Raw genomic sequence first — 22,872 nt, 5'->3', positions numbered from 1 at the left:
CCATCGCCCCGGGTCATTCCGGAACTTTAGTGAGGCAACTTTTCCAGCTTAGCCCATTTGTTCACCCGATCAAAATCGAGCTCCCGTTCGAGCCAGTGTGATCGTCAGGCGCTCCTCGTCCTACCTCGTTTCCCGGTCCATCCGCTCGGCGTTTCCGCCTTGCTTCTCGGCTCCGGGTCGGTGTCCGTGTCGCTCTGACTTGGAATAAGTTACGCGGCGGATAACGCTTCGTCAAATCGCCTGCCCAGCGCCTCATTTCGCAGGTCAGAGGCGTGCGGGCAGCGCAACGGAGGCTCAAATGACAGAAGTGTGATTCAGACCACCACAAGATCGTTTCCTCCGCTTTGCGACGAAGGCGCCGCCCGGCGATCAGCCGCCCAGTGGAACGCGGCGCGGGACGACCTTGCGATAGGAGATTCGCCAGCCGGCGGGTTCGCGAACCACCACGTCTTCATAGGTCACGCTCCCGCAGCGGCCGTCGGCGGCGATGCCCATTCCCTTGGACAGCACCAGCACTCGATCCGTCTCGCTCGCGGTGACGAGCACATTCGTGACGTGGTGCCCGACCGGATTCGCGTCGCCGAGCGCGAGAGCCGCCTCGCGCAGAGCCGGAATGCCGCGCAATTCGCCGAGGCCGAGGGCGGTGAGGTCGTAGACGATGCCCGGGCTGAACAGCTCGTCCATGCGATCGAGTTCGCCCGCGTCCATGATGTGGCCGTGCCGGGCGATGAGGTCGGTGATGTCGAGGCGGTCTTCCACGGAGAGCGTCATGCGCAGCACCGTAGTGCCGCCTTCGACCTGGGGCGGCCGAATATCCGCAGGCTGCGGCAGTTGTTCTAGCCCGGTTTCCCCGACGCCCGAAGCAATTTGGCGCCGAGCCTGGCGAGCAGGTCTTTCATCTCGCTGGGTTCGACGATCTCGAAGTCCAGGTCCAGATGCGCGATGCGAAGGGCGGTCCACTCCAGCGAATCCGCGGAGGTGCGCAGGACACAGCTCCGCTCATCCAGCGGTTCGATCTCTTCCGCGCGCACGCGGAAGGCTTCGATCAGAGCCTCGGCAGGGGCGTCGACCCGCAGGACCACGTGGCGAACCGGCCTGGAGCGCGCCAATTGGCTGGTCACGAAACCGGCCGCGTCCTCGGCGGGCAGCACGCGGGGCGCGCAGCGAGTTCCGATCGGCCGCGGTGAGGTCAGCCGGTCCACGCGAAAGGTGCGCCAGTCTGCGCGGTCGACGTCCCAGGCCACCAGGTACCAGCGGCGCCCCGCCGAGACGAGGCTGTGCGGTTCGACCAGACGGCCGCTCTCCGCATCGGTCTTGTCGCGGTAGCGGAAGCGGACGCGTTCGCCGTCGCGCGCTGCGGCGGCCAGGGTGACCAGCACCTGGGGATCGATCGTCGGACCGGCGGCCGGTCCGCCGAGCGACACGGTGGTGGTGTCCAGCGCATCGACCCGGCGGCGCAACCGGGACGGCAGGACCTGCTGCAGTTTCACCAGCGCGCGGGCGGCCGATTCCTCGATCCCCGTGATCGCGCCCTGCGCCGCGCCGCGCAGGCCGAGAGTGATCGCGACCGCCTCCTCGTCGTCGAGCAGCAGCGGCGGCAGCGCCACGCCCGCTTCCAGACGGTATCCGCCGATCGCGCCGAGACTGGCCACCACCGGATATTCCAGCTCCCGCAGGCGCTCCACATCCCGGCGCACGGTCCGCACCGTGACGCCGAGCCGCGCGGCCAGTTCGGGGCCGCTCCATTCGCGGCGCGTCTGCAACAGCGAGAGCAGCTGGAGCAAGCGGGCGGCGGTCTGGGTCACGGATCCCAGTATGGCCGCGAAGGAGGACAGAAACCGACCTCATCGGCTCCTAGCGTGACGGTCGTGCAAGCTCATCGAGACACCATCACGATCGTCGGCGCGCGCGAGAACAACCTGCGCGACGTCTCACTGACGATCCCCAAGGGCAAGATCGTTGTCTTCACCGGCGTATCCGGATCGGGCAAGTCGTCGCTCGTCTTCGGGACCGTCGCGGTCGAGTCGCAGCGGCAGCTCAACGAGACCTTCACCTGGTTCATCCGCAACCGGCTGCCGAAATACGAGCGCCCGGAGGCGGACGCGATCGACAACCTGGCGCCCGCCGTCGTCGTGGACCAGAAGCCGATCGGCGGCAATTCCCGCTCCACGGTGGGGACGATGACCGATATCCAGTCGATCATCCGCGTGCTGTTCTCCCGGCACAGCGTGCCGAGCGCGGGCGAAGCGACCCGCTACTCGTTCAACGATCCGCTGGGCATGTGCCCCGCGTGCGGCGGCCTGGGCCAGGTGGTGCGCCCGGACCTGGACAAACTCATCGATCCCGGCAAATCACTCAACGAGGGCGCGATCACCTTCGGGCCGTTCGCGGTGGGAACGTTCCAGTGGCAGCTCTATGCCGAGTCGGGACTGTTCGATCCCGACAAACCGCTGCGGGACTTCACTCCGGAGGAGTGGCAATTGTTCTTGAACGGCAAGGGTTTCCGGGTGCCGCGCAAGAACCGCAACGGCTCGGCGGGAAACAACGCCTACGAAGGCCTGCTGGAGCGGTTCGACCGCCTGTATATCAAGCGCGATCTCGCCGCGTTGTCGGACAAGAACCGGGCGGCGGCCCGAGCGGTGGTCACCGAGGAGGTCTGCCCGGACTGCGGGGGCGCCCGGCTCAACGCCGCCGCGCTGGCGAGCCGGATCGATGGCCTCGGCATCGCCGACTACGGCAGGCTGGAGGTCACCGAGCTGATCGAGGTGCTCGCGGGCCTGGACGATCCGGTGGCTCGCCCGATCGCACAGGCGGCCGTCGCCCGTCTGCGCCGGATCGAGGAAGTCGGGCTCGGCTACCTGTCGCTCGATCGGGAGACCGCGACCTTGTCCGGTGGTGAGGCGCAACGGTTGAAGGTCGTCCGGCATCTGGGCTCCAGCCTCACCGGCATGACCTACATCTTCGACGAGCCGAGTGTCGGCATGCATCCCCGCGATGTGGGGCGGCTCAACACGCTGCTGAGCCGACTGCGGGACAAGGGGAACACCGTGCTGGTGGTGGAGCACTCCCCCGATGTCATCGCCGTCGCCGACCATGTGATCGACATGGGGCCCGGCGCCGGCGCCCACGGCGGACAAGTCGTCTTCCAGGGCACGGTCGATCAACTGCGGGTCGCCCGGACGCCCACCGGTGTGGGCTTGCGACGCGTGCGGCGGGTGAAGGAAGACGTCCGCGAGCCGACCGGTTGGCTCACCGTCACCGATGCCGACGCCTACAACCTCAAAAGTCTGACCGCACGGTTTCCGACCGGTGTGCTCACGGCGGTGACCGGCGTGGCGGGATCCGGCAAGAGCACGCTGGTGTCCGGCGCGTTCGTCACCGCGCACCCGCAGGTCATCGCGGTGAACCAGTCCGCGATCGCCGCATCACGACGTTCCAGCCCCGCCACCTATCTCGGCATCATGGACCCGCTGCGTCAGCTTTTCGCCAAGCAACACGGCGTGCGAGCGGGCTTGTTCAGTTTCAACTCGGACGGCGCCTGCGGCGAGTGCGACGGCGCGGGCGTGATCTTCACCGACCTGGCGTACATGGATCCGGTCACGACGATCTGCCAGACCTGCCACGGTCGCAGGTACCGGGCGGAAGCACTCGCCTACGAGATCCGCGGCGCGTCGATCGCCGACGTCCTGGAGATGTCCGCCGAAGCGGCGCTGGATTTCTGGGCGGAGGACGGGGACCGGCGCATCGGCACGCCGTTGCGGGCGTTGCTGGATGTCGGGCTCGGCTACCTCACCCTCGGCCGCGCGCTCTCCTCGCTGTCCGGCGGCGAGCGTCAGCGCGTCAAGCTGGCCGATCATCTCCAGCGTCGCGGCGACGCCGGGATCTACGTGCTGGACGAGCCGACCACCGGGCTGCACATGGCCGACGTCGACACTCTGGTGGGATTGCTGGACCGGCTGGTCGACGCGGGCAATACGGTGATCGTCATCGAGCACGACCTGGATGTCGTCGCGCGCGCCGACTGGGTGATCGACCTCGGACCCGACGGCGGAAAGCACGGCGGGGAAATAGTTTTCGCCGGAACCCCGGCGGCGTTGCTCGAGGATCGCCGGTCGCTGACCGCGGAGTATCTGCGGCGCAGTGTCGCGGCCCGCGTGTGACCGGCCCTGCACGAAGGAATCGCGGCGGGCGACGCAAGCAGCAGAGATCCACAGATTCGCGCAGGACCGCTCGGGGCGCAGGCTGCGACGGCATCATGAACCTATGACGATGCGGGAGGTGGTTCGGGCGGGGGCTTTCGTGCGGATCTACGACCCGAGCGCCGGTGAATCGAAATCCTGGTACATCAACGACCACACGATTGTTCGCGACGACGCCGGTCGGTGGCATCTTTTCGGCATCACCCATCCGGAGCCCGCCGACCCGTTCGACGAGACCGAGTTCGCCCACGCCGCCGCCGACCGGCTGCACGGGCCGTGGACCAAGCTCGATTGCGCTTTGCGCGTGGACCGGGACTACGGCGAAACGCATCTGTGGGCGCCCTATGTGGTCGGCGCCCCCGGGCAGTACTACATGTTCTACGCGGCGGGCGGCGCCGACCGCACCGCCGCGGCGATGAACCTGGCGACCTCACCGGACCTGTTCCACTGGACCAGATCGCCGGCCGGTCCGCTGTTCTACGACGGCTACGACGCGCGCGACCCCATGGTGGTGCGCGTGGGCGACCAGTGGGTGATGTACTACTGCGCGACCAGCGCCCCGACGGGCGGTCATCACGTCGTCGCCTACCGCACCAGCACCGATCTCGTGCACTGGGGCGAGCGGCACATCGCCTACGCGGACCCGGCGAAAGGCACCGAAGCGGGCAATACCGAATCCCCTTACGTCCTCCGATATGACGGATGGTGGTACCTGTTCATCGGCCCGCGCCCGCATTACGTCGGCACCGACGTCTTCCGCAGTGACAGTCCTTTTCGCTTCCGCATCGGAGACAAGGTCGGCCATGTCGCCGCGCACGCCGCCGAGGTGATCGGCGACGACGGCCGGTGGTGGATCACCAGCGCGGGCTGGGGTCAGGGCGGCGTCCACTTGGCGCCGCTCAACTTTCCGCAGTCACGCGTCGTCAAAACGGTTCCGCGCTAGGCGGACCGGCGCGCCCCGGCGATTTCGGCGAAACGCGTCTGCGGCCCGGTCGCGGCTGGTATCTGTTGATCGAGTCGAACTATCCGATCACCCCACCTACGGGAGGGACCGGCATGGCCCGTATCGGCGTTATCAGCATTTCCGATGGCCGCGACTATGTGCATGCGGGCATCGCCGATTTCATCGCCTCCACCGAGGACCGGCTGGTGGCCGCGCTCGAGGAGGCGGGCCACGCGGTGGTCCGCGGCGCGGCGCCGATCAGCGACAACGCGCTGGCCGGTTCGGTGGCGCGGGCGGTCGCGGCCGCGAGCGTCGATCTGACCGTTCTGCACTATGCGGTGTGGGCGTTCCCGCACTTCACCATGCTCGCGGCGGGCGCGATACCCGGGCCGCTGCTTTTGCTGTCGAATATCGACCCCGTGCAGCCGGGGATGGTGGGCATGCTGGCCGCGGGCGGCGCGTTGGATCAGATCGGCCGCAAGCACAGCAGACTGTGGGGTGACCCGTCCGATCCGGAGCTCATCGAGGCCATCGGTGTGCGCGCGCGGGCCGCGGCCGCCGTATCGGGCTTGCGCGGTTCGACATTCGGGCGCTTCGGGGGGCGGCCGATGGGCATGAACACCGCGGTGGCCAACACCGATCAGTGGCAGCGGCAGTTCGGCATCGACGTCGAGGAAATCGATCAGTGGGAGATCGTGCGGCGCGCCGAGCTGGCCGACGCAGGCGAGGCGCGGGCCGCGCGGGAATGGCTGGAGCGGCATACCGCGGGCGTGCACTACGACGGCGCGAAACTCACACCGCAGGTGCTGGAACGCCAGATCCGCTCGTATCTGGCGGTGCGCGAACTGATCGCCGAATGGCGGCTGGATTTCTCCGGGATCAAGGGGCAGCCCGAACTCACCCAGTATTTCGCCACCATGGATGTCACCGAGGCGTTCCTCAACGATCCCTACGACTGGAACGGCCCGAAGGAACCGCACGTCTGCGCCACCGAAGCCGACATGGACGGCGCGCTGACCATGCAATTGCTCAAGCGGATCGCGGGCACCCCGGTGCTGTTCGCCGACGTCCGGCATCATCACGCCGATCGCGACATCTGGGATCTGTGCAACTCCGGCCAGCACGCCACCTGGTTCGCCGCGCGCAGCGCCGATCCCGCCGAGAACCTGGCGAAGGTGCACCTGTACCCGGAGGTGTTCTTCTTTCCCGCCGGCGGCGCCTCGGTGCACCATCTGGCCGCGCCGGGACAGATGACTCTGGCGCGGCTCACCCGCCTGAACGGCGACTACCGCATGCAGCTGATGCTCGGCGAGTTCGAGGACTACGACCAGCAGACCAACGAAGCGCTGATGAAGCAGTCGACCTGGGAGTGGCCGCACGCGTTCGCCCGGCTGGACGCGCGCGCCGAGGACTTCCTGAACCGCTTCGGCGCCAACCATATCCACGCGGTGCCCGGCGACCATCGGGCCGCCGTGCGCGCGACGTGTGACCTGCTCGATGTCGCCGTGGACGAGTTCACGCGGTGACGATGTTCCTCGGCATCGACATCGGAACCTCGAGTTCCAAGGGCGTGCTCACCGATGCCCGCGGCACGATCCTCGCCAGGGCCGAGCGGCCGCACGAGGTATCCATGCCACACCCCGGCTGGGTCGAGCACGACGCGGAGACCGTGTGGTGGGCCGATTTCGTCGCGCTCGCCCGCGACTTGGTGGCGGCGGCGGGCAAGGCCACGCTCGACGGTCTCGCGGTGTCCGGCATCGGCCCGTGCCTGCTGCCCGCCGACGCGCAGGGCAGGCCGCTGCGCCCGGCCATCCTCTACGGCGTCGACACCAGGGCCGGTGCCGAGATCGCGGAACTGAACACGGAATTCGGCGCGCGGGCGGTGCTCGACCGCGCCGGATCACCACTGACCAGTCAGGCGGTCGGTCCGAAGGCGCGATGGCTGGCCCGGCACGAGCCGGACGTCGCGGCGCGCACCGCGATGCTGTTGATGGCGAGCTCTTTCCTGGTGTACCGCCTCACCGGCCGCTACGTTCTCGACCACCAATCGGCCAGTCAGTGCGTACCCCTGTACGACCTGCGCGCACGTGGGTGGGCGACGGACTGGGCCGAGCGAATCGTGCCGGGCTGGGCGCTGCCGGAGCTGGCGTGGCCCACCGAGATCGTCGGCCGGGTGAGCCCGGACGCGGCGGCCGCCACGGGACTTCCGGCGGGGCTGCCGGTCACCACCGGGACCATCGATGCCTGGGCCGAGGCGGCCAGCGTCGGCGTCCGCGCTCCGGGCGACGCGATGATCATGTACGGCACCACGATGTTCCTGGTGCAGGTGCTCACCGACCCGCGTCCGCATCCCGGTCTCTGGGGCACCTGCGGCACCTGGCCGGGCACGTACACGCTCGCCGCGGGCATGGCCACCTCCGGCGCGGTGACCGATTGGCTGCGCAAGCTCGTGGGCGGGGACTTCACCGACCTCGTCGCGGCGGCGGCCGATGTGCCCGCGGGCAGCCGAGGACTGCTCGCACTGCCGTATTTCGCCGGGGAGCGCACTCCGCTGTTCGACCCGGATGCTCGCGGCATCGTCGCTGGACTCACCTTGGGGCACGGACGGGCCGAGCTCTACCGGGCGGTTCTGGAGGGCATCGCGTACGGGGTGCGGCACAACCTGGAGGCCATGACCGAAGCCGGTGGGCGGGCGGCGCGCCTGGTCGCGGTGGGCGGCGGCACCAAAGGCGGGCTGTGGACCCGGATCGTTTCCGATGTCACCGGGCTGCCGCAGCAGTTGCCCACCGACACCGTCGGCGCGAGCCTGGGCGACGCTCTGCTCGCGGCGGAGGCCGCCGGGGTCGACACCTCCGGGTGGAATCCCGTCGTCGACACCGTGCGGCCGCATCCGGAGTGCGTCACGAAATACGAGCCGTACTACCGGCATTACCGCGATCTGTACGATCGCACGACGAATATCGCGCATTTCCTGGCGGCCGAACAGCACCGCGCGGGCGCGTCTTCCTGAGCACGGATGTCCATGCGACGATGCAGAGTTGGTTCGCGGAACGATACGAGGATTTCATGCCCACGATCACTCAGGCTTTGACCGCAGCCGCGCAGGTGACCCGCTATCCGACGCTGATGGCCTTGCGGGACGGCGTGCCGGTCTACTCCGAGGCGGGCGCTCTGGCCGCGGGCGCGCTGGAAGATCTGGTACAGCGGATTCTCTGGTTCGACATGGACCGGGTTCGCCGGGAACTGGCCCAGCGCGCCGACGACCGGCAACCGGCCGCGGCGGGCGGGGCGGAGACCGTGCGCAGAGCCGGGCTCGCGTCGACCGCGCCCCGATACGGGTGGCCGGGATTGTGACCGCGCCGGGCGGTGAACTGTGGCGGCTGGACGGCACGCGAACCCGGTCGGTCAGCGCCGAGAACCCGACGGGGGCGCCCGGCGCGGGCGCCCGGGCGACCGACGGCACCGGAGCGCATGCGGCGCGACTGCTGGGCCCGGGCTGGAAGGTCTCCCCCTCGATCGCGCTCGCGCACGGCGAAACCGTCACCCTGGCCGACGTTTCCGGCCCCGGAGTGTTCCGGCATTTCTGGTTGACCACCGAACGTTCCGTTCTGCGCGGGTTGACGCTACGGATGACCTGGGACGACGCATCAGGGCCCGCGATCGAGTCGCCGCTCGGTGACTTCTTCTGCAACGGCTGGGGCGAGACGGCCCTGCTGAGTTCGGAGATGGTGGTCGTCGCCCCCGCCGGTGGGTTGAACAGCTACTGGCCCATGCCGTTCCGGCACCGGGCGCGCATCACGCTGGAGAATCGTTGCGGGCGCGAAGTTCCGGTGTACTACCAGGCGACCTACACCGAAGAGGACGTACCGGACGACGCGGGATATCTGCACACGCGATGGACGCATACGGCCGGATTGGGGACTCCGGCCGTGCACACGATCGTCGACACGGTGCCGGGGCCGGGTCGTTATGTCGGCACCTACCTCGCCATCCGCCCCGGCGCCCCGGGATGGTGGGGCGAGGGCGAAGTGAAGTTCTTCCTCGATGGGGACACCGAGCATCCCACTATTTGCGGAACGGGTACCGAGGACTATTTCGGCGGGGCCTGGAATTTCGACCTCGACGGGACATACCGGACATATTCCACGCCCTATCTCGGGCTGCACCAGGTATTGCCGCCGGAGGAGATATACCGCCCGGAGCAGCGGTTCGGCATGTACCGCTGGCACGTGCGCGATCCCATCTGTTTCGAGCGTGAGTTGCGCGTCACCGTGCAGGCCCTCGGGTGGCAGGACGCGGCGACCTATCTGCCGCTGGAGGACGCCGAGGTGGCGACCACCGCCTGGTGGTATCAGGCCTGATCGGGGTAGCCGGCATCCGGCGGGAAGTCGGCCAGCAGTTCGTCGGCGCGTGCCAGCGCCGCGTCCATGCCCGCGGTGAGATCGTCCATCACGGTCAGGCCGTCGAGCAGTCCGGCGAGCTCGTCCTGCACGGCGCGCAGCTCCGCGATCGCCGGGTCGACCGGGAACCACGCGACCGAGTCGCGCCACCACGGATTCTCGGAGAGCCACGCCCACAGCACGTCACGCACCAGCACCGGGTCGGAGGTGTACATCTGGAAGGACTCCGTCGGTGAACCGGACCGGTGCTCCAGCTCGTAGACGCCGTCGGGCAGCAACCGGGCCCTGATTTCGTGCAGGTCGGCGCGGCTGAGCTCGAGCACGGCACGTTCGGGCCCGGCCGGTTCGTCGAGCAGGTCGCCGAGCGCGTCCTCGGTCAGTTCCGGCAGCTGCGTCCCGTCTCCCGTGCGGATACGCACGTCGGTGGGGTCGATGCTCATCGCGCCAGTCTGCCCGATACGGCGACGGAATACCCGAAATGGTCCGGTGCGCGGTGCCAGGGGGCAAGGTGGTCGGTATGGGTGTGCTCCAGACGATCGGACGGTTCGCCGGATCGCGCGGCGGGCTCGTCCTCGCGATGCGGACAGTGTCGTCCGAGGTCTCCGGCGCGCGTCTGCCAGGTATCGGCGAGGCGAGCGGGGTGCGCTCGGGGCGGGCCCGATGACGACGGTGGCGGGAGTCGACAGCTCCACCCAGGCGTGCAAGGTCGTCGTCTGCGATGCCGACAGCGGGGAAGTCCTCGCTCAGGGGCGTGCGCCGCATCCGGAGGGCACCGAGGTCGCCCCGGCGGCCTGGTGGGACGCGCTACAGACGGCGAGCACGGGGCTGTTCGAGGGGGTCGACGCGATAGCCGTCGCCGGGCAGCAGCAGGGCTTGGTCCCGTTGGACGCGGCGGGCATCCCGGTGCGGGACGCGCTGCTGTGGAACGACGTCCGCTCCGCCGACGCGGCGAAGGACTTGATCGCCGACCTCGGCGGCCCACGGGCGTGGGCCGATGCGGTCGGCAGCGTGCCGGTGGCCGGTTCGACCGTCGCCAAACTGCGCTGGCTGGCCGACCACGAGCCGGAACTCGCCGACCGCACCGCACACGTCGTGCTGCCGCACGACTACTTGACCTGGCGGCTCCGGGGCGGCGGGCCGGGACGCATGCTCGAGCCGACCACAGACCGGGGCGATGCCTCCGGTACCGCCTATTGGTCGCCCGCCGACGGCGGATATCGCGAAGACCTGCTCACCATGGCTTTTCGTGGACGTCGTCCGGCCCTGCCCCGGGTGCTCGGCCCGGACCAGCCTGCCGGGCGCACGCCGTCGGGCACACTGGTCGCCGCCGGAACCGGGGACAACGCCGGTGCCGCGCTGGGCTTGGGCATCGCCGACGGCGACGTGGTGGTCTCGCTCGGCACCAGCGGAACGGCCTACGCTCGCACCGACCGTCCCGCCGCCGACGCGTCCGGCGCGGTCGCCGGGTTCGCGGACGCCACCGGCGCGTTCCTGCCGCTGGTCTGCACGCTCAACGCCGCCCGCATCCTGACCTCGACCGCCGATCTGCTGGGCGTGGATTTGCCCACGCTGGAATCGCTGGCCGCGCAGGAGCCACCGGGCGCGGACGGCGTGGTCCTACTGCCTTATCTCGCCGGTGAACGTACACCCAACCTGCCGCATGCCGCGGGCAGCCTGCACGGGTTGCGGCCCGCGGCGATGCGCCCCGGCACGGTGGCCCGCGCCGCCTTCGAGGGGCTGCTGTGCCATCTCGCCGACGCGCTCGACCACCTCACCGAGATCGGCGGGGTGACGCCGCGGCGCGTGCTGCTCATCGGCGGCGCGGCGCGCTCGCGGCTGGTGGCCGCGATCGCCGCGCAGGTCTTCGGTGTCACGGTGACGGTGCCGGAACCAGCCGAGTACGTCGCGCTCGGCGCTGCCCGGCAAGCCGCGTGGGCGCTCAGCGGAGCGTCCCGGCCGCCGTCCTGGCCGTCCTGCTCGATGGCGGAGATTGCGCCGCCGGCCGATACGGCGACCGGACGAGAGATCCGAGCCGAGTACCGGAGGACCCGCCGAGCGCTCTACGGCTGACCACGGTCTGTGCCGCGATCTCCGCTCGGTCCGCCCGCACGCATCGCTGATTTTCGTCGCCGGGTGGCGCCTCGACGCCGTGCGGGGTTGGATCACCTCGTCGAAGAGAGGTGGACGAATGACCGATACCCAGGTGCGAAGGGCGGTGACGGCGGAACGGACGGAACTCGCCGAACTCTTGGCCGGGCTGGATGCCGCGGGCTGGGACGCGCCGACGCTGTGCGCGGGCTGGCGGGTACGCGAAGTGGTCGCGCACATCACCATGCCGTATCGCCTGTCGAATGCCCGCTTCACGCTGGGGATGCTCGCGGCGTTCGGGAATTTCAACCGCATGGCCGACCGCGCCGCCCGGGTGGACGCCGCCACGCTCAGCACCTCGGATCTGCTGAAATCATTGTGGGACAACGTCGATCACCCGTGGCGGCCGCCGGGCGGCGGACTGTCCAACGCGTTGAGCCACGATGTGATCCACGGGCTGGACATCACCGTGGCGCTGGGGCTGGAGCGCCGGGTGCCCGAGGATCGCATGCGCCTGGTACTGGACACGATCGAGCCGAGGACCGTCAAACTGTTCGGCGCCAAACTCGGCGGTGTCGAATTGCGCGCCGACGACCTGGATTTTCGCTACGGCTCCGGCACGGTGCTGTCGGGCAGCGCCCAGGACCTCCTGCTGGTGCTCTGCGGGCGCAAGCTGCCGCCCGGACATCTGACGGGGGAACCCGCCGAGCGGTTCACCATGCCGGAATGATCCGGGCAGGGCGCGGCACTCACCGGTCGGTCGCGGCCGAATCGCGCAGGTAGGCAGCCGTGTCGTCGTCGGCCGGGAAGTACGCCTCGACGGCGACCTCGTCGAGCGTGATGTCGAAGGCCGCGCCGAAGCTCGTGATCGTGCTGAAGAACGCTAGGTCCGCGTCGCGGTGGCGCAGCCGGATCGGCACCGTGATATCCGCCGGATCACTGTCCGCACGGCTCAGGGGGCCATAGGAGCGCAGTTCCTCGTGCAGCGCCGCCAATTCGGGATCCCCGGTCGCCATGACCTGGCGGGCCAGGCGCGGCAGCAGGAACGCCCGGACCTGCTCGAGGTTGCGCAGCCGGGACGCGAATCCGCCGGGGTGCAGGCCCAGCCGCATCATGTTGATCGGCGGTTCGAGCAGTGCCGGATCCACCCCGTCGAAGAACACGCCGACGCAGTCGTTGACCTGCACGAGATTCCAGCGCTGGTCGACCGCCAGCGCGGGATACGGTTCGTGCAGATGCAGCACCCGCTGCACGGCGTCCCGGGCGCGGCGTAAAGCGGGGTCGGACCAGTCGCGGCGGCGGTACTCGGGCGCGTGTCCGGCGGCGAGCAGCACGCGGTTGCGTTCGCGCAGCGGAATGTCCAGCTGTTCGGCCAAATGCAGCACCATGGAGCGGCTGGGTATCGTACGGCCGGTCTCGACGAAACTGACGTGCCGGGCGGAGACGTCCGCCTGGATGGCCAGGTCCAGCTGACTCAGCCTGCGCCGGTGCCGCCACTCGCGCAGCAGCTCGCCGACCGGTCGATCACCGTTCATCGGCCTAGTATCACGATGGCGCGGTCGCGCTCGCCATTACATGCCATGTAATCGACGCCCGGATCCGCTGCTGTCACTCTCGGCGACATGACGAACGACAGCACGGCACTGGACAACAAAGAACTGGCCCTGCGGGGCTTCCGGGAATTCGCGGCGGGCAACATCGATTTTCTGCACACGCTGCTGCACGACGAGTTCCTCGAGCACAGCCCCGGAAACCCCTCCGGTAAGGACGCTTTCATCGAGTACATCGCGCAGGCTCCTGTCGCCGGAGCGAAACTGGAGCTCGCGCGAGTGGTCGCCGACGACGAGTACGTGGTCATGCATTACCGCATGGTCATGCCGGACGAAACCGAGCCCGATCAGGCGGTGGTCGACATCTGGCGCATGGTCGACGGGAAGATCGTGGAGCACTGGGACGTCGTGCAGCCGGTGCCCGAACCCGCGCGGATCCCGCACGGCATGTTCTGACCGCGAACTCGCGCGCCCGGCCGAGCATGCGGCGTTCGGGTCGAGCGGGTGACGTGGATCGCGCCCGACCTCGAACGAACCGCGACGCCGCTGGTCGCCGACGAGCGCACCATGCTGCGGATGGCTCGACCGGCCTCGCGACACCCTGCTGTGGAAGTGTGCGGGGCTCGACGGCGACCAGCTCCGCCGCCGAGCCGTCGAGCCGTCCGCCCATGTCGCTGCTCGGCCTGGTCCGGCACATGATCGAAGTCGAGCGCGGCTGGTTCCGAGGCGCGGCAGAGTGCAAACCGGATGGGGCCTTCGACGACATCACCGACGCCGACCCGGAGGCCGCTTTCGCCGCTTTCCGAGCCGAAGTCGCCCAGGCGGGTGCGGCCGTCGCGGACCCGGCGCAACAGGCACGCGGATCTGTTGCGCGAACGCATCCTTGGGGTCACCGGCACCTGGCAACCACCCGCCCGGGGCGCGGTGCCGCGAGTTCGACCACGCCCCCTCCGACCTGATCCGGTCGAGGCGACGGGCCGCCTGCACCTCGACCGGATTCCTCGTCGCGATCAGCGCCGCCGGATCGGCCGCGTCACGCGATCATGGTCGCGCCGATCGGCCGGCGGCGCGCACGACCGCAGCCAGTGTTGCAGCCGTGGCGGAATCGGCTCGGCCGCAGGACCAGCCGGTGTGGTCGCCGCTGCGGTACTCCAAGTAGGCGATCTCGGATCGGTCGTCGTCCCGGTCGATCGACTGCCGGGTCAGCCCCAGCACCTCGATCGGGTATCCGGCTTCGGACAGCGCTTCGGTCAGCACCGCGAGCGGGCCGCCCGTGCGGCGCGCGCTGTGGGTGACTCCGTCGACGGTCAGCGTGAGCTCGGTGCTCGCCTCGTCGCCGCTGGTGCGCCAGTCTTTCAAGACCAACCACGACGGGTCGTCGAAATACACCGCCTCGAACAGGTCGAGCAGTTCGGCGGCGGTGATCTCGACTCCGGTGTCGTCGGCGAGCGCCTGCACGTGCCCGGCGAAATCGATCTGCAGGCGCCGCGGCAGGTCCATCCCGTATTCGGTGTGCAGCAGGTAGGCGATGCCGCCCTTGCCGGACTGGGAATTGACCCGGATCACCGCGTCGTAGTCGCGGCCGAGGTCGGCGGGATCGATGGGCAGATACGGCACGTGCCAATCCAGTGCGCGCTCCGCCCTGCCCGTCGCGGCGGCCCGAGCCCGATGCTCGGCCATGCCTTTCTTGATCGCGTCTTGATGGGTACCGGAGAACGCGGTGTGCACCAGGTCGCCGACGTACGGGTGACGTTCGTGAATCGGCATGCGCGTGCAGTATTCGACGGTGCGCCGGATCTCGTCGATGTCGGAGAAGTCGATCATCGGATCAATGCCCTGCGCGTGCAGATTCAGCGCCAGCGTGGCGATGTCGACGTTGCCGGTGCGCTCGCCGTTGCCGAACACGCAGCCCTCCACGCGTTGCGCACCCGCGAGCACCGCCAGTTCGGCGCACGCGATGCCGGTGCCGCGATCGTTGTGCGGGTGCACCGACAGGATGACGCTGTCGCGCCGGGCGAGATTGCGGTGCATGTACTCGATCTGGTCGGCGTAGACGTTCGGGGTGGCGACCTCGACGGTGGCGGGCAGGTTCAGGATGACCGGCCGCTGCGCGGTGGCGTCCCACAAGGTCGTCATCCGGTCGCAGATGTCGAGTACGTAGTCGGGCTCGGTCAGGTTGAACACCTCGGGCGAGAACTCGAACCGCACGTTCGGCAGGTCCCTCGCGCATTCCAGTACGGCGCGGCCGCCCTCGAGGATCAGCTCGCGCAGCGCAGCGCGATCCTTGCCGAGCACGATGTCACGCCATGCGGGCGCCGTGGCGGTGTACATGTGGATCACGACGTCGTTGGGGATGCCGCGGATCGAGGCGACGGTGCGCTCGATGAGATCGCGCCGTGCCGGGGTGAAGACGGCGATCGTCACGTCCTCGGGTGCGAGTTCGTCCTCGGCGATGAGCCGGACGAAGTCGAAGTCGGTCTGGGACGCCGACGGGTAGCCGACCTCGATCTCCTTGTAGCCCATGGCGACCAAGAGCTCGAAGAAACGTCGCTTGCGCGCCGGGTCCATCGGTTCGGCGAGCGCCTGGTTGCCGTCGCGCAGGTCGACCGGCACCCACAGGGGCGCCTGCGTGAACCTGGCTTCCGGCCATTTCCGTTGCACGAGTGGGACTGCTATGCGCTGGTGGATATCGCGGTAACGATACGAGGGCATCTGAGAGCGCCGCTGGCGATTCCAGGCCGGAGCCTGATCCGGTATGTCGCCCGCGGGAGTGTCGATGCTGGGAAAAGCGGTGTTCATGGGTCTGCTTCCTGGCCGTTGCGGCCGTCACGACAACGGTGACCGGCCACGACGAAGCCCCACGGCGGGCGGCCGGTCGTTCAGGCCCCGCCGTGGCGGCTAAGGAGAAGCATGGTGCGCATGATGGCTAGACTGTACACGACTCCTCAGACAAGTAGAGAGGTATCGAATGATCTCGCAGGTACGGCGCCATCCGCTGGCCGCGCAGGCGGCGGAGGTGCTCCTGGCCCGCATCCAGGCGGGCGAATGGCCGCTGGGGCACCGCCTGCCCGGCGAGACCACACTCGCCGCCCAGCTCGGCGTCGGACGCTCGACGCTGCGGGAAGCCATCCGAGAGCTGGCCGGAAGAGGCGTGCTGGACAGTCGCCAAGGCGCGGGCGTCTTCGTGACGGCGCTGGAGGCGACCGAGGAGTGGGACGCGGTGCTGCGCCGGGCCGGCATCGCCTCGGTGATCGAAGCGCGCATCGCGATCGAGGCCGAGGCCGCCGCGCTGGCCGCGCAGCGGCGGACCGCCGCCGACCTGCGGGCTGTTCGCCGGGCGCTGGCGGCCAGGGAGGCCAACGGCGAACCGGTGGCCGAGCACGTCGACGCGGACATGGCGTTCCACCGGGCGGTCATCGTGGCCGCCCACAACGACGTGCTGACTCAGCTGTTCGACACCTTCCTGCCCCGGTTGCGTCTGGCGATGATCGACATGCTGAAGATCCGGCCGGTGCCGTCGGAGTCCGCCGATCATGCCGCGCACGAGCGTCTGGCCGACGCGATCGCCGCCCGCGACCCCGCCGCCGCGGCGAAGTACAGCCGAGCCCATCTGACCGCTCTGAAAGAGGCTTTCACGTGACCGACCCGGTGCTCGAACTGACCGACGTGACATTCCGCCGCGACGGCAAGAAGATCATCAACGGGATCTCGCTGACCGTGCACGCAGGCGAACGCTGGGCCCTGCTGGGGCCGAACGGCGCGGGCAAGAGCACGCTGCTCGGCTTCTGCGGCGCGGTCACCTTCCCCACCTCGGGGTCGGTGCGGGTACTCGGCGCGGAACTCGGCCGCGTCGAACTGCAACGGCTGCGCCGCAGCATCGGCCAGGTCAACCCGCGCCACCCGCTGCGCTCTCCGCTGACCATCCGCGAGGTCGTGCTGACCGGCCTCACCGCGACGATCGACGTCCCGCTGCGCTGGACGCCGACACCCGGCCAGCTCGAGCGGGCCGCCGCGATGATCGACACGGTGGGCCTGACCGGGAAGGCGTCGGAGCTCTGGCCCACGCTCAGCCAGGGCGAACGCGGCCGCACACTCATCGCTCGCGCGCTGATCGCCGAGCCCCGGCTGCTGCTGTTCGACGAACCATCCACCGGCCTCGACGTCGCCGCGCGCGAACAGTTGCTCGACACCCTCGACGCCCTGGACCGGACCCACCCCGACGTCGCCTCCATCCTGGTCACCCACCATCTGGAGGAACTGCCGAGCACGACGACCCACGCACTGCTCATCGCCGGCGGTCACGCCGTGGCGTCGGGGCCGGCCCGGCAGACGATCACCACCGAGAACGTCACCGCCGCGTTCGCGCACCCGGTCGAAGTCCGCCACGACGACGGCCGCTGGACCGCACGCGCGGCACGCACACCCTCCGCGTGGCCGCGGTAGACAGCACCCCCCACTCCGCTTCCATCCGGCCCAACCGCACCACGGTGGTAACGCCGCTGTAATCGCCACACCGCAATGGCGTGTGAGCATGCAACGAAATCGTCTACCACCGAAGGGAATACGGTTACGTGTGGCAGCTCTATCGGGCAGTACTGCGCACCGACGACCACCTCGTGCTCGGCTACGTGGACCTGGGGCCGCGGCTCATGGCATACGCCAGGATCGGCCACCACCAGGTCGCAGGGATCGAACGACTGCTCGCCGAGCCCGCCCGGGTGACCTGGGCGGGACGGGACGCGCGCCGGTACGGGAACAAGGAAAACCTCTATCGCACAGTCGGTTCGGTGGCCGCACTGGTACCGCCGGAACACGGCGCCGTCGGCCGGTACCTGCTCAATCACGACCTGCGGATCTTCGTGGACAAAGCGACCGTGCTGGAGAACGAAGCCCGGCATCGCATCCACCCGTTGCCTTTGCTCACCGCCGAGCCCGTACCTGACCCCGGCCGCACGGTGGGCGACCACACTCTCCTCGGCTCCTGGGCACACGCCCTGATCTCGGTGCGCGACACCGTGCCGAAGGGCTTCGAACAACGAAAGTTCGACCTGGTCGAACGCCTCTCCTGAGCGTCGCCGCTCGGCGCCCGCGTGGACGAACTCCGACCCGGTGACCACGGTCGTTGCCGGTCAGCAGCGTCGGCGAAGGCGCGGATGACTGCGCCGGTGCGAATAGTGGCCCGGCGCTGCGATGCCCAGCACCATCAGTCAGGGCGCAGATCAGCAGGTCGATCGGCCGACGCCACCGCCGAGCGTGGCGTGCCCTGGCCAGAACTAAGCCGTCGGCGCGGCGCGGTGTTCGGCTTCGGCGAGTTCTTTCAGCGTCAGCAGTTGCTTGCGCATCATCGGCAGATCACCGAGAGCGAGCGCCGCGGCGACGAGTTTCGGTGCGTTACAGCGGATCCGGACCAGCAGCCGGGTTCCCGTGCCTTCGGGACGCACCGCGTAGGTGACGCACACCTTGTTCGCGAGCAGGGTGATGTGCCTGCCGAGCACGAAGGAGACGAGCTCGAACTGGGACATGAACCGCTGCCCCACCGCCAGTTCGGTGAGCAGCGGGTCGCGGTGGCGCGGACTGCGCTTGCCGAAGTTGTCCAGCAGGTCGTAGCTGTAGGGCGCGATGCGCAATTGACACAGCCAGGCGTAGACGAGGGCGGGCGGCGCGTCGATGCTGATCGCCCGGTCGGCCTGCAGACCGCCGGATTGCCGGTCGTCGCACGGCAGGGGCGCTTCGCGCTCGGCCTCGGTGGCGCCCCACACCGTCCCGGGGATCACGCCGCCGCCGCGATCCGGCGCAGCATCCGGCGCACCACCAGGCGGTGACCGCCCGTTCCCACGACCAGCGCACGGTAGATCCGGCCGTGGAGACCGGGAAAGTCGCCATAACTGCGGGCGCGGACGCGAGTCCGGCTCGGCCCTTGCTCGTCCAGTTCGAAGATCAGCGCGTACTTCGAGAACCAGTGCTGTCCGCGCAGCGCCAAACGGCTCGGCTCGACCACGGACTCGAAGGCGAACCCGGTCGGCGCCGTCGGCTCGTGCGGGTCGTGGCAGACGACTTTCAGCACCGCTTTCCACGCCCGGTCGCGATTCGCGTCGATGGATCTGGCATGCTCATCTATATAGGACAAACGCTCCATATAGAAGGAACGTACTAGTAGATGGCGCCACCCCGCAAGCACGACACCGACGTGATCCTCGACGCAGCACGCTCCCTGGTGCTCGCCGAGGGACCCCGCGCGGCCAGCGTGTCGGCCATCGCCGAGGCCAGCGGAGCCCCGGTCGGCACCCTGTACCACCGCTTCGGAAACCGCAACGGAGTGCTCACCGCGGCATGGCTGCGCGCGCTGCGCCGCTTCCAGGACGGCACCCTCGCCGCCGCGGACCAGCCGGACGCGGTGGAGGCGGGCGTCGGGATGGTCCGGGCGGCCCTGCGGTTCGGGCGCGAACTACCCGACGACGCCAAACTCCTGCTCGAGCTGCGTCCCAGCGACCTGCTCGACGGCGGGCCGGACGCCGAGTTCCGCGCGACCCTGGCCGCCATGAACGCGCCGCTGATCGACCACTTACGCCGCATCGCACATGCCCTGTTCGGCCGGGACGGCGAGCGGGAAATCGATGCGGTCAGCCGCGCGATCGTCGATCTCCCCTATGCGGCGCTGCGCCGTCACGCCAACGCTCCGGAGCTGCCCGCCTGGCTCGAGGACGACCTGACCACCGCCGCCCGCACCCTGCTGACCTCCTACCGTCCCTGACCCGCGCGGGTCAGCCGGTGATCAGCGCGGGAGTGAGTTCGTCGAGGCCGGAGACGACCTTCGCGGCCAGCGCAAGCGCATCCGAGGCGGGCGGGTACTCCGGACGCGGCGCCGCGATCACCCGCATCCCCGCCGCGTGGGCCGAGCGCAGGCCGTTGCTGGAGTCCTCCACGGCCACGCAGTCCGACGGACGCTGACGCAGGAACGTCGCGACCGTCAGGTAGACGTCCGGCGCCGGTTTGCCGCGATCGACCTCCTCGGTGGAGAAGGTGACGGAGAAGTACTCGATCATCCCCGTGCGGCCGAGCACAGCGTCGATGAGCTCGCGGGGCGAGGAGCTGGCCAGCCCCAGCGGCCACTGCTCGCTGATCCGCTGCACGGCCGCGATCGCACCCGGCAGCAGCGGCACGCCCCCGGCGTAGCGCTCGGCCATCCGCGCGATCACGTCTCGGGCGACGGTTTCCGGCGGCTCACCAACCCCGAGTTCGCCGCTGAGATAGGCCGACCATTCACCGGTGCTCATCCCCATCAGCCGCTGCTGGGTGTCGGGCAGCCACCGGCCGCCCTTCTCCGCGACGTACCCGCGCCGCACCTCTTCCCAGACCGGTTCGGAGTCGATCAGTACGCCGTCCATGTCGAACACGACCGCGGTGATACCCATGCGCACAGAGCCTTTCGCCAGCCGAAACGGTCAGAGGTCGCTCGCCGCCGGGTCGCGCGTCCGGCCGCAGGAACCTGTGCCGGTATCGCCAGAAGCAGGCGATATCCGGTCGCGACCCAGCCTAGGCGGTGACCATCCGTGACGACGGACACAGCACCCGCGCGGCGAGCATTCACCGGGCAACCGATAACTTGTTCTTATGAACGAACCGCAGGTCGACGACTCGCTGCCGAGCAAGGAGCACCACGAGGGCGGGTTCCGGCCGATGACCGAGCTGATCGCCGCCCACGAGGCCGCCAAGGACGACATCTCCCGCGGCGGGCCGCACTACGGACAGTTCATCGAGCAGGTGCGCGGCCTGATGGACCGCGTCCGGCTGGCCTCGCCCTCCGACGAGCTGGCGGTCGAGGCGATCGGCGTCCTGAAGGAGCTGAACGACAAGCTCGACGCCGCCCGGGTGGACGAGTGGTCCACGCCCAACTGGACCCGCTTCGACCTGCCGGCCCGCGGCAACATCACCCTGCCGCCGTTCTTCATCGACCACGTCGACCCGCAGCAGGGCGTCGACGCGCGTCTCACCTTCCGCACTTTCCACCTCGGCGGCAACAGCGCCGCTCACGGCGGCCAGATCGCGATCGCCTTCGACGACCTGCTCGGCATGGCGGCTGCGGTGCGCTCCGGCGCGGTGACCAGGACCGCGTCGCTCACCGTGGACTACCGTTCCATCACGCCGCTGAACACCGAGCTGAGGGTGCGGGCGTGGGCCGAGCGGGTGGAAGGGCGCAAGGTCTACGTGCGGGCCACCCTGCACGACGGCGACCGGCTGTGCGCGGAGGCCAAGGGCCTGTTCATCGTGCTCGAGCCCGGGCAGCCCTGACCACTGGCGACCGCGTGCCGCGCTGAGCGCCGCCGGGAATGGCGCGGGGTGCACACAGGCACGGAATGCCCATAGGGCCTGGTTGATTCGCGCTTATCACGGAGGGCCCGGTAGTCGAGCCGCTCGCGAATGCAGCGCGGCCGCGGCTGCACTCGATGCCATCTCGCGTCACATGCCCCCGCTGTCATCGCGGCGTTCGCCGGTCGCATCGCCACCGGCGAGCGCCGACTGATCACCGCCCCGGGAAATGCGCTTCCCGGTACGCGCCGAACCGGGCGTCCACCTGCTCGGCCGTCAACCCGAAATCATCGAGGGTGTAGCGGTGCGCCGGACGCGCTGCGCCCGAGGTGCTCTCCGCGTGCAACGCGGTCATCGCCGCACTCGCCTCGCCGGTCAGCGGCAACCCGAAGTGCCGGTAGATCGACTCCACCGTGCCGATCGGGTCGGCGACGAACTCGTCGTAGTCGACGTCGCAGAACTGCGCCGCGGCGTGGCGCTTGCGGTCGACGAGGAACCGTTCCGCGCCGCGCGCCCACAGATCCAGCTGCGTCGCGCCGACCACCGGACCGCGGAACTTCTCCGACCAGCCCGCCGTCGCCTGCTCGTTCAAGCTGCACACCGACGCGATGATGGTGCGCGGATCGCGGTGCATCTGGATGATCAGCGCGTCCGGATACACCTCGAAAATGGCATCCAGCGCGAACAAGTGGCTCGGGTTCTTCAGCACCCATCGCTTCTGCGCGTCCGGCAGCCCGATCAGCTGGAGATTGCGCCGGTGCCTGCGGTAGGCGGGCGTCCAATCCCGCTCGCGCAGCCACTCGGAATAGGTCGGCAGATAGGCCAGGCACTCGTAGGACACCGACATGGCCGATTGCCGCAGCAGCTGCCAGCACTCCTCGACCTGGTCGGCCGAGATGTGGTGGACGCCCATGAATTCCGGATGCTCCACGTGGTGCTTGTCGTATGCGGCTGCGAGTCGCTGGTAGACCGGGTTGCTCGCCCAGGTCTCGCGCGGCGGGCGCGGTTGCGGCATCTCGGTCAGCCACATCTCCAGCCCCTGGTGCGCGGGGTCGGCGTTGAGCAGGCGGTGCACCGCCGTCGTGCCCGAGCGCGGCAGCCCGGTCACGAAGATCGGCCGGTCGATCGCCACGTCGGCGTGCTCCGGGAACTGCCGCCAGGCGGACTCGCTGAGCAACCGGGCGATCAAAGCGCCGCGCAGGAAGGCGCGATTCACCTTGTTGCCGAACGGGGTGAGTTCGGCGTCCTTGGCATAGGACTCCAGCAGCACCCCGAGTCCCTCGCGGTAGTCGTCGGTGCCGAAATCGTCCAGCCCGACCACCTTGGTGGCGGAGGCGTGCAGGTCGTCGATGGTGCCGACGTCGTCCCTACCGATCACAGTCATC

General features: G+C 69.3%; 25 protein-coding genes. 16 read left to right on the top strand and 9 right to left on the bottom strand.

Annotated features, from left to right (window positions below; genetic code table 11):
• Window positions 1-369 precede the first annotated feature (369 nt).
• Window positions 370-771 (bottom strand): nuclear transport factor 2 family protein, encoded by a 402-nt coding sequence (locus NNI01S_RS16275; protein WP_063020931.1) that lies wholly within the window; start codon window positions 769-771, stop codon window positions 370-372.
• Window positions 772-836: 65 nt separating this feature from the next.
• On the bottom strand, window positions 837-1,805 hold the full coding sequence (locus NNI01S_RS16270; RefSeq protein ID WP_063020930.1) for a helix-turn-helix transcriptional regulator: 969 nt from the start codon (window positions 1,803-1,805) through the stop codon (window positions 837-839).
• Window positions 1,806-1,859: 54 nt separating this feature from the next.
• Between NNI01S_RS16270 and NNI01S_RS16265 the strand changes: the two genes are divergently transcribed.
• From NNI01S_RS16265 to NNI01S_RS16240, 6 genes are all read left to right on the top strand, one after another.
• A complete protein-coding gene (locus NNI01S_RS16265) occupies window positions 1,860-4,160 on the top strand; it encodes an ATP-binding cassette domain-containing protein (RefSeq protein ID WP_218019212.1) in 2,301 nt (766 codons plus the stop codon).
• Window positions 4,161-4,263: 103 nt separating this feature from the next.
• Window positions 4,264-5,142, top strand: a complete 879-nt coding sequence (locus NNI01S_RS16260; protein WP_218019211.1) for a glycoside hydrolase family protein — start codon at window positions 4,264-4,266, stop codon at window positions 5,140-5,142.
• 113 nt (window positions 5,143-5,255) lie between these two features.
• Window positions 5,256-6,668, top strand: a complete 1,413-nt coding sequence (locus NNI01S_RS16255; RefSeq protein WP_063020929.1) for an L-fucose/L-arabinose isomerase family protein — start codon at window positions 5,256-5,258, stop codon at window positions 6,666-6,668.
• Window positions 6,669-6,670: 2 nt separating this feature from the next.
• Window positions 6,671-8,152 (top strand): FGGY-family carbohydrate kinase, encoded by a 1,482-nt coding sequence (locus tag NNI01S_RS16250; RefSeq protein WP_063020928.1) that lies wholly within the window; start codon window positions 6,671-6,673, stop codon window positions 8,150-8,152.
• Between the two features lie 56 nt (window positions 8,153-8,208).
• On the top strand, window positions 8,209-8,496 hold the full coding sequence (locus NNI01S_RS16245) for a hypothetical protein (RefSeq protein WP_157114822.1): 288 nt from the start codon (window positions 8,209-8,211) through the stop codon (window positions 8,494-8,496).
• On the top strand, window positions 8,493-9,503 hold the full coding sequence (locus NNI01S_RS16240; protein WP_063020926.1) for a glycoside hydrolase family 172 protein: 1,011 nt from the start codon (window positions 8,493-8,495) through the stop codon (window positions 9,501-9,503). The genes NNI01S_RS16245 and NNI01S_RS16240 overlap by 4 nt, the downstream gene beginning before the upstream one ends.
• Here NNI01S_RS16240 and NNI01S_RS16235 read toward each other — a convergent pair.
• Window positions 9,494-9,982 (bottom strand): hypothetical protein, encoded by a 489-nt coding sequence (locus NNI01S_RS16235; protein ID WP_063020925.1) that lies wholly within the window; start codon window positions 9,980-9,982, stop codon window positions 9,494-9,496. The two genes, NNI01S_RS16240 and NNI01S_RS16235, sit on opposite strands and share 10 nt — an antisense overlap.
• Before the next feature lie 77 nt (window positions 9,983-10,059).
• On the opposite strand from NNI01S_RS16235, the gene NNI01S_RS34560 reads away from it, so the two are divergent.
• The 3 genes from NNI01S_RS34560 to NNI01S_RS16225 all read left to right on the top strand — a co-directional run bounded on the left by NNI01S_RS34560 (window position 10,060) and on the right by NNI01S_RS16225 (window position 12,360).
• Complete coding sequence (locus NNI01S_RS34560; RefSeq protein ID WP_157114821.1) at window positions 10,060-10,206, top strand: hypothetical protein; 147 nt, start codon at window positions 10,060-10,062, stop codon at window positions 10,204-10,206.
• Window positions 10,203-11,612, top strand: a complete 1,410-nt coding sequence (gene xylB / locus NNI01S_RS16230; protein ID WP_063020924.1) for a xylulokinase — start codon at window positions 10,203-10,205, stop codon at window positions 11,610-11,612. Before NNI01S_RS34560 ends, xylB begins: the two co-directional genes overlap by 4 nt.
• Window positions 11,613-11,730: 118 nt before the next feature.
• Entirely contained in the window at window positions 11,731-12,360 is a 630-nt protein-coding gene (locus NNI01S_RS16225) for a maleylpyruvate isomerase family mycothiol-dependent enzyme (protein ID WP_063020923.1), read from the top strand.
• Window positions 12,361-12,379: 19 nt separating this feature from the next.
• Here NNI01S_RS16225 and NNI01S_RS16220 read toward each other — a convergent pair whose 3' ends face one another.
• Window positions 12,380-13,165 (bottom strand): helix-turn-helix domain-containing protein, encoded by a 786-nt coding sequence (locus NNI01S_RS16220; protein ID WP_063020922.1) that lies wholly within the window; start codon window positions 13,163-13,165, stop codon window positions 12,380-12,382.
• A gap of 87 nt (window positions 13,166-13,252) precedes the next feature.
• Between NNI01S_RS16220 and NNI01S_RS16215 the strand changes: the two genes are divergently transcribed.
• Both NNI01S_RS16215 and NNI01S_RS16210 read left to right on the top strand, forming a co-directional pair.
• On the top strand, window positions 13,253-13,636 hold the full coding sequence (locus NNI01S_RS16215; protein ID WP_063020921.1) for a nuclear transport factor 2 family protein: 384 nt from the start codon (window positions 13,253-13,255) through the stop codon (window positions 13,634-13,636).
• Window positions 13,637-13,794: 158 nt separating this feature from the next.
• Window positions 13,795-14,139 carry a mycothiol transferase gene (locus tag NNI01S_RS16210; protein WP_063020920.1) on the top strand — a complete coding sequence of 115 codons (345 nt, stop codon included), beginning with the start codon at window positions 13,795-13,797 and terminating at the stop codon, window positions 14,137-14,139.
• Between the two features lie 82 nt (window positions 14,140-14,221).
• Here NNI01S_RS16210 and NNI01S_RS16205 read toward each other — a convergent pair whose 3' ends face one another.
• Window positions 14,222-15,892, bottom strand: coding sequence for a 2-isopropylmalate synthase (locus NNI01S_RS16205; protein WP_063020965.1), 1,671 nt, complete (start codon window positions 15,890-15,892; stop codon window positions 14,222-14,224).
• Window positions 15,893-16,148: 256 nt separating this feature from the next.
• Between NNI01S_RS16205 and NNI01S_RS16200 the strand changes: the two genes are divergently transcribed.
• The 3 genes from NNI01S_RS16200 (at window position 16,149) to NNI01S_RS16190 (ending at window position 18,249) form a co-directional block, all read left to right on the top strand.
• A complete protein-coding gene (locus tag NNI01S_RS16200; protein WP_063020919.1) occupies window positions 16,149-16,820 on the top strand; it encodes a FadR/GntR family transcriptional regulator in 672 nt (223 codons plus the stop codon).
• The gene (locus tag NNI01S_RS16195; RefSeq protein WP_063020918.1) at window positions 16,817-17,623 is read left to right on the top strand and encodes an ABC transporter ATP-binding protein; all 807 of its coding nucleotides are present in this window, start codon (window positions 16,817-16,819) and stop codon (window positions 17,621-17,623) included. The genes NNI01S_RS16200 and NNI01S_RS16195 overlap by 4 nt, the downstream gene beginning before the upstream one ends.
• 128 nt (window positions 17,624-17,751) lie before the next feature.
• Window positions 17,752-18,249 carry a hypothetical protein gene (locus NNI01S_RS16190; RefSeq protein ID WP_063020917.1) on the top strand — a complete coding sequence of 166 codons (498 nt, stop codon included), beginning with the start codon at window positions 17,752-17,754 and terminating at the stop codon, window positions 18,247-18,249.
• 204 nt (window positions 18,250-18,453) lie between these two features.
• On the opposite strand, the gene NNI01S_RS16185 is transcribed toward NNI01S_RS16190, so the two are convergent.
• Window positions 18,454-18,954 carry a hypothetical protein gene (locus tag NNI01S_RS16185; protein WP_063020916.1) on the bottom strand — a complete coding sequence of 167 codons (501 nt, stop codon included), beginning with the start codon at window positions 18,952-18,954 and terminating at the stop codon, window positions 18,454-18,456.
• Window positions 18,951-19,316 (bottom strand): hypothetical protein, encoded by a 366-nt coding sequence (locus NNI01S_RS16180; protein ID WP_063020915.1) that lies wholly within the window; start codon window positions 19,314-19,316, stop codon window positions 18,951-18,953. The genes NNI01S_RS16185 and NNI01S_RS16180 overlap by 4 nt, the downstream gene beginning before the upstream one ends.
• 21 nt (window positions 19,317-19,337) lie before the next feature.
• Here NNI01S_RS16180 and NNI01S_RS16175 point away from each other — a divergent pair, with 21 nt between their 5' ends.
• On the top strand, window positions 19,338-19,931 hold the full coding sequence (locus NNI01S_RS16175; protein WP_063020914.1) for a TetR/AcrR family transcriptional regulator: 594 nt from the start codon (window positions 19,338-19,340) through the stop codon (window positions 19,929-19,931).
• 10 nt (window positions 19,932-19,941) lie between these two features.
• Here NNI01S_RS16175 and NNI01S_RS16170 read toward each other — a convergent pair whose 3' ends face one another.
• The gene (locus tag NNI01S_RS16170) at window positions 19,942-20,592 is read right to left on the bottom strand and encodes an HAD family hydrolase (RefSeq protein WP_063020913.1); all 651 of its coding nucleotides are present in this window, start codon (window positions 20,590-20,592) and stop codon (window positions 19,942-19,944) included.
• Window positions 20,593-20,791: 199 nt separating this feature from the next.
• Between NNI01S_RS16170 and NNI01S_RS16165 the strand changes: the two genes are divergently transcribed.
• Window positions 20,792-21,469 carry a PaaI family thioesterase gene (locus NNI01S_RS16165; protein ID WP_063020912.1) on the top strand — a complete coding sequence of 226 codons (678 nt, stop codon included), beginning with the start codon at window positions 20,792-20,794 and terminating at the stop codon, window positions 21,467-21,469.
• A gap of 232 nt (window positions 21,470-21,701) precedes the next feature.
• On the opposite strand, the gene NNI01S_RS16160 is transcribed toward NNI01S_RS16165, so the two are convergent.
• Window positions 21,702-22,871: a sulfotransferase family protein gene (locus NNI01S_RS16160; RefSeq protein ID WP_063020911.1), complete on the bottom strand. Its 1,170-nt coding sequence runs from the start codon at window positions 22,869-22,871 to the stop codon at window positions 21,702-21,704.
• Window position 22,872: the final 1 nt, after the last annotated feature.

Source organism: Nocardia niwae NBRC 108934 = DSM 45340 (assembly GCF_001613465.1).
In the GTDB taxonomy this organism is placed as follows: domain Bacteria; phylum Actinomycetota; class Actinomycetes; order Mycobacteriales; family Mycobacteriaceae; genus Nocardia; species Nocardia niwae.
This window is presented reverse-complemented; position numbering and strand designations above follow the sequence as displayed.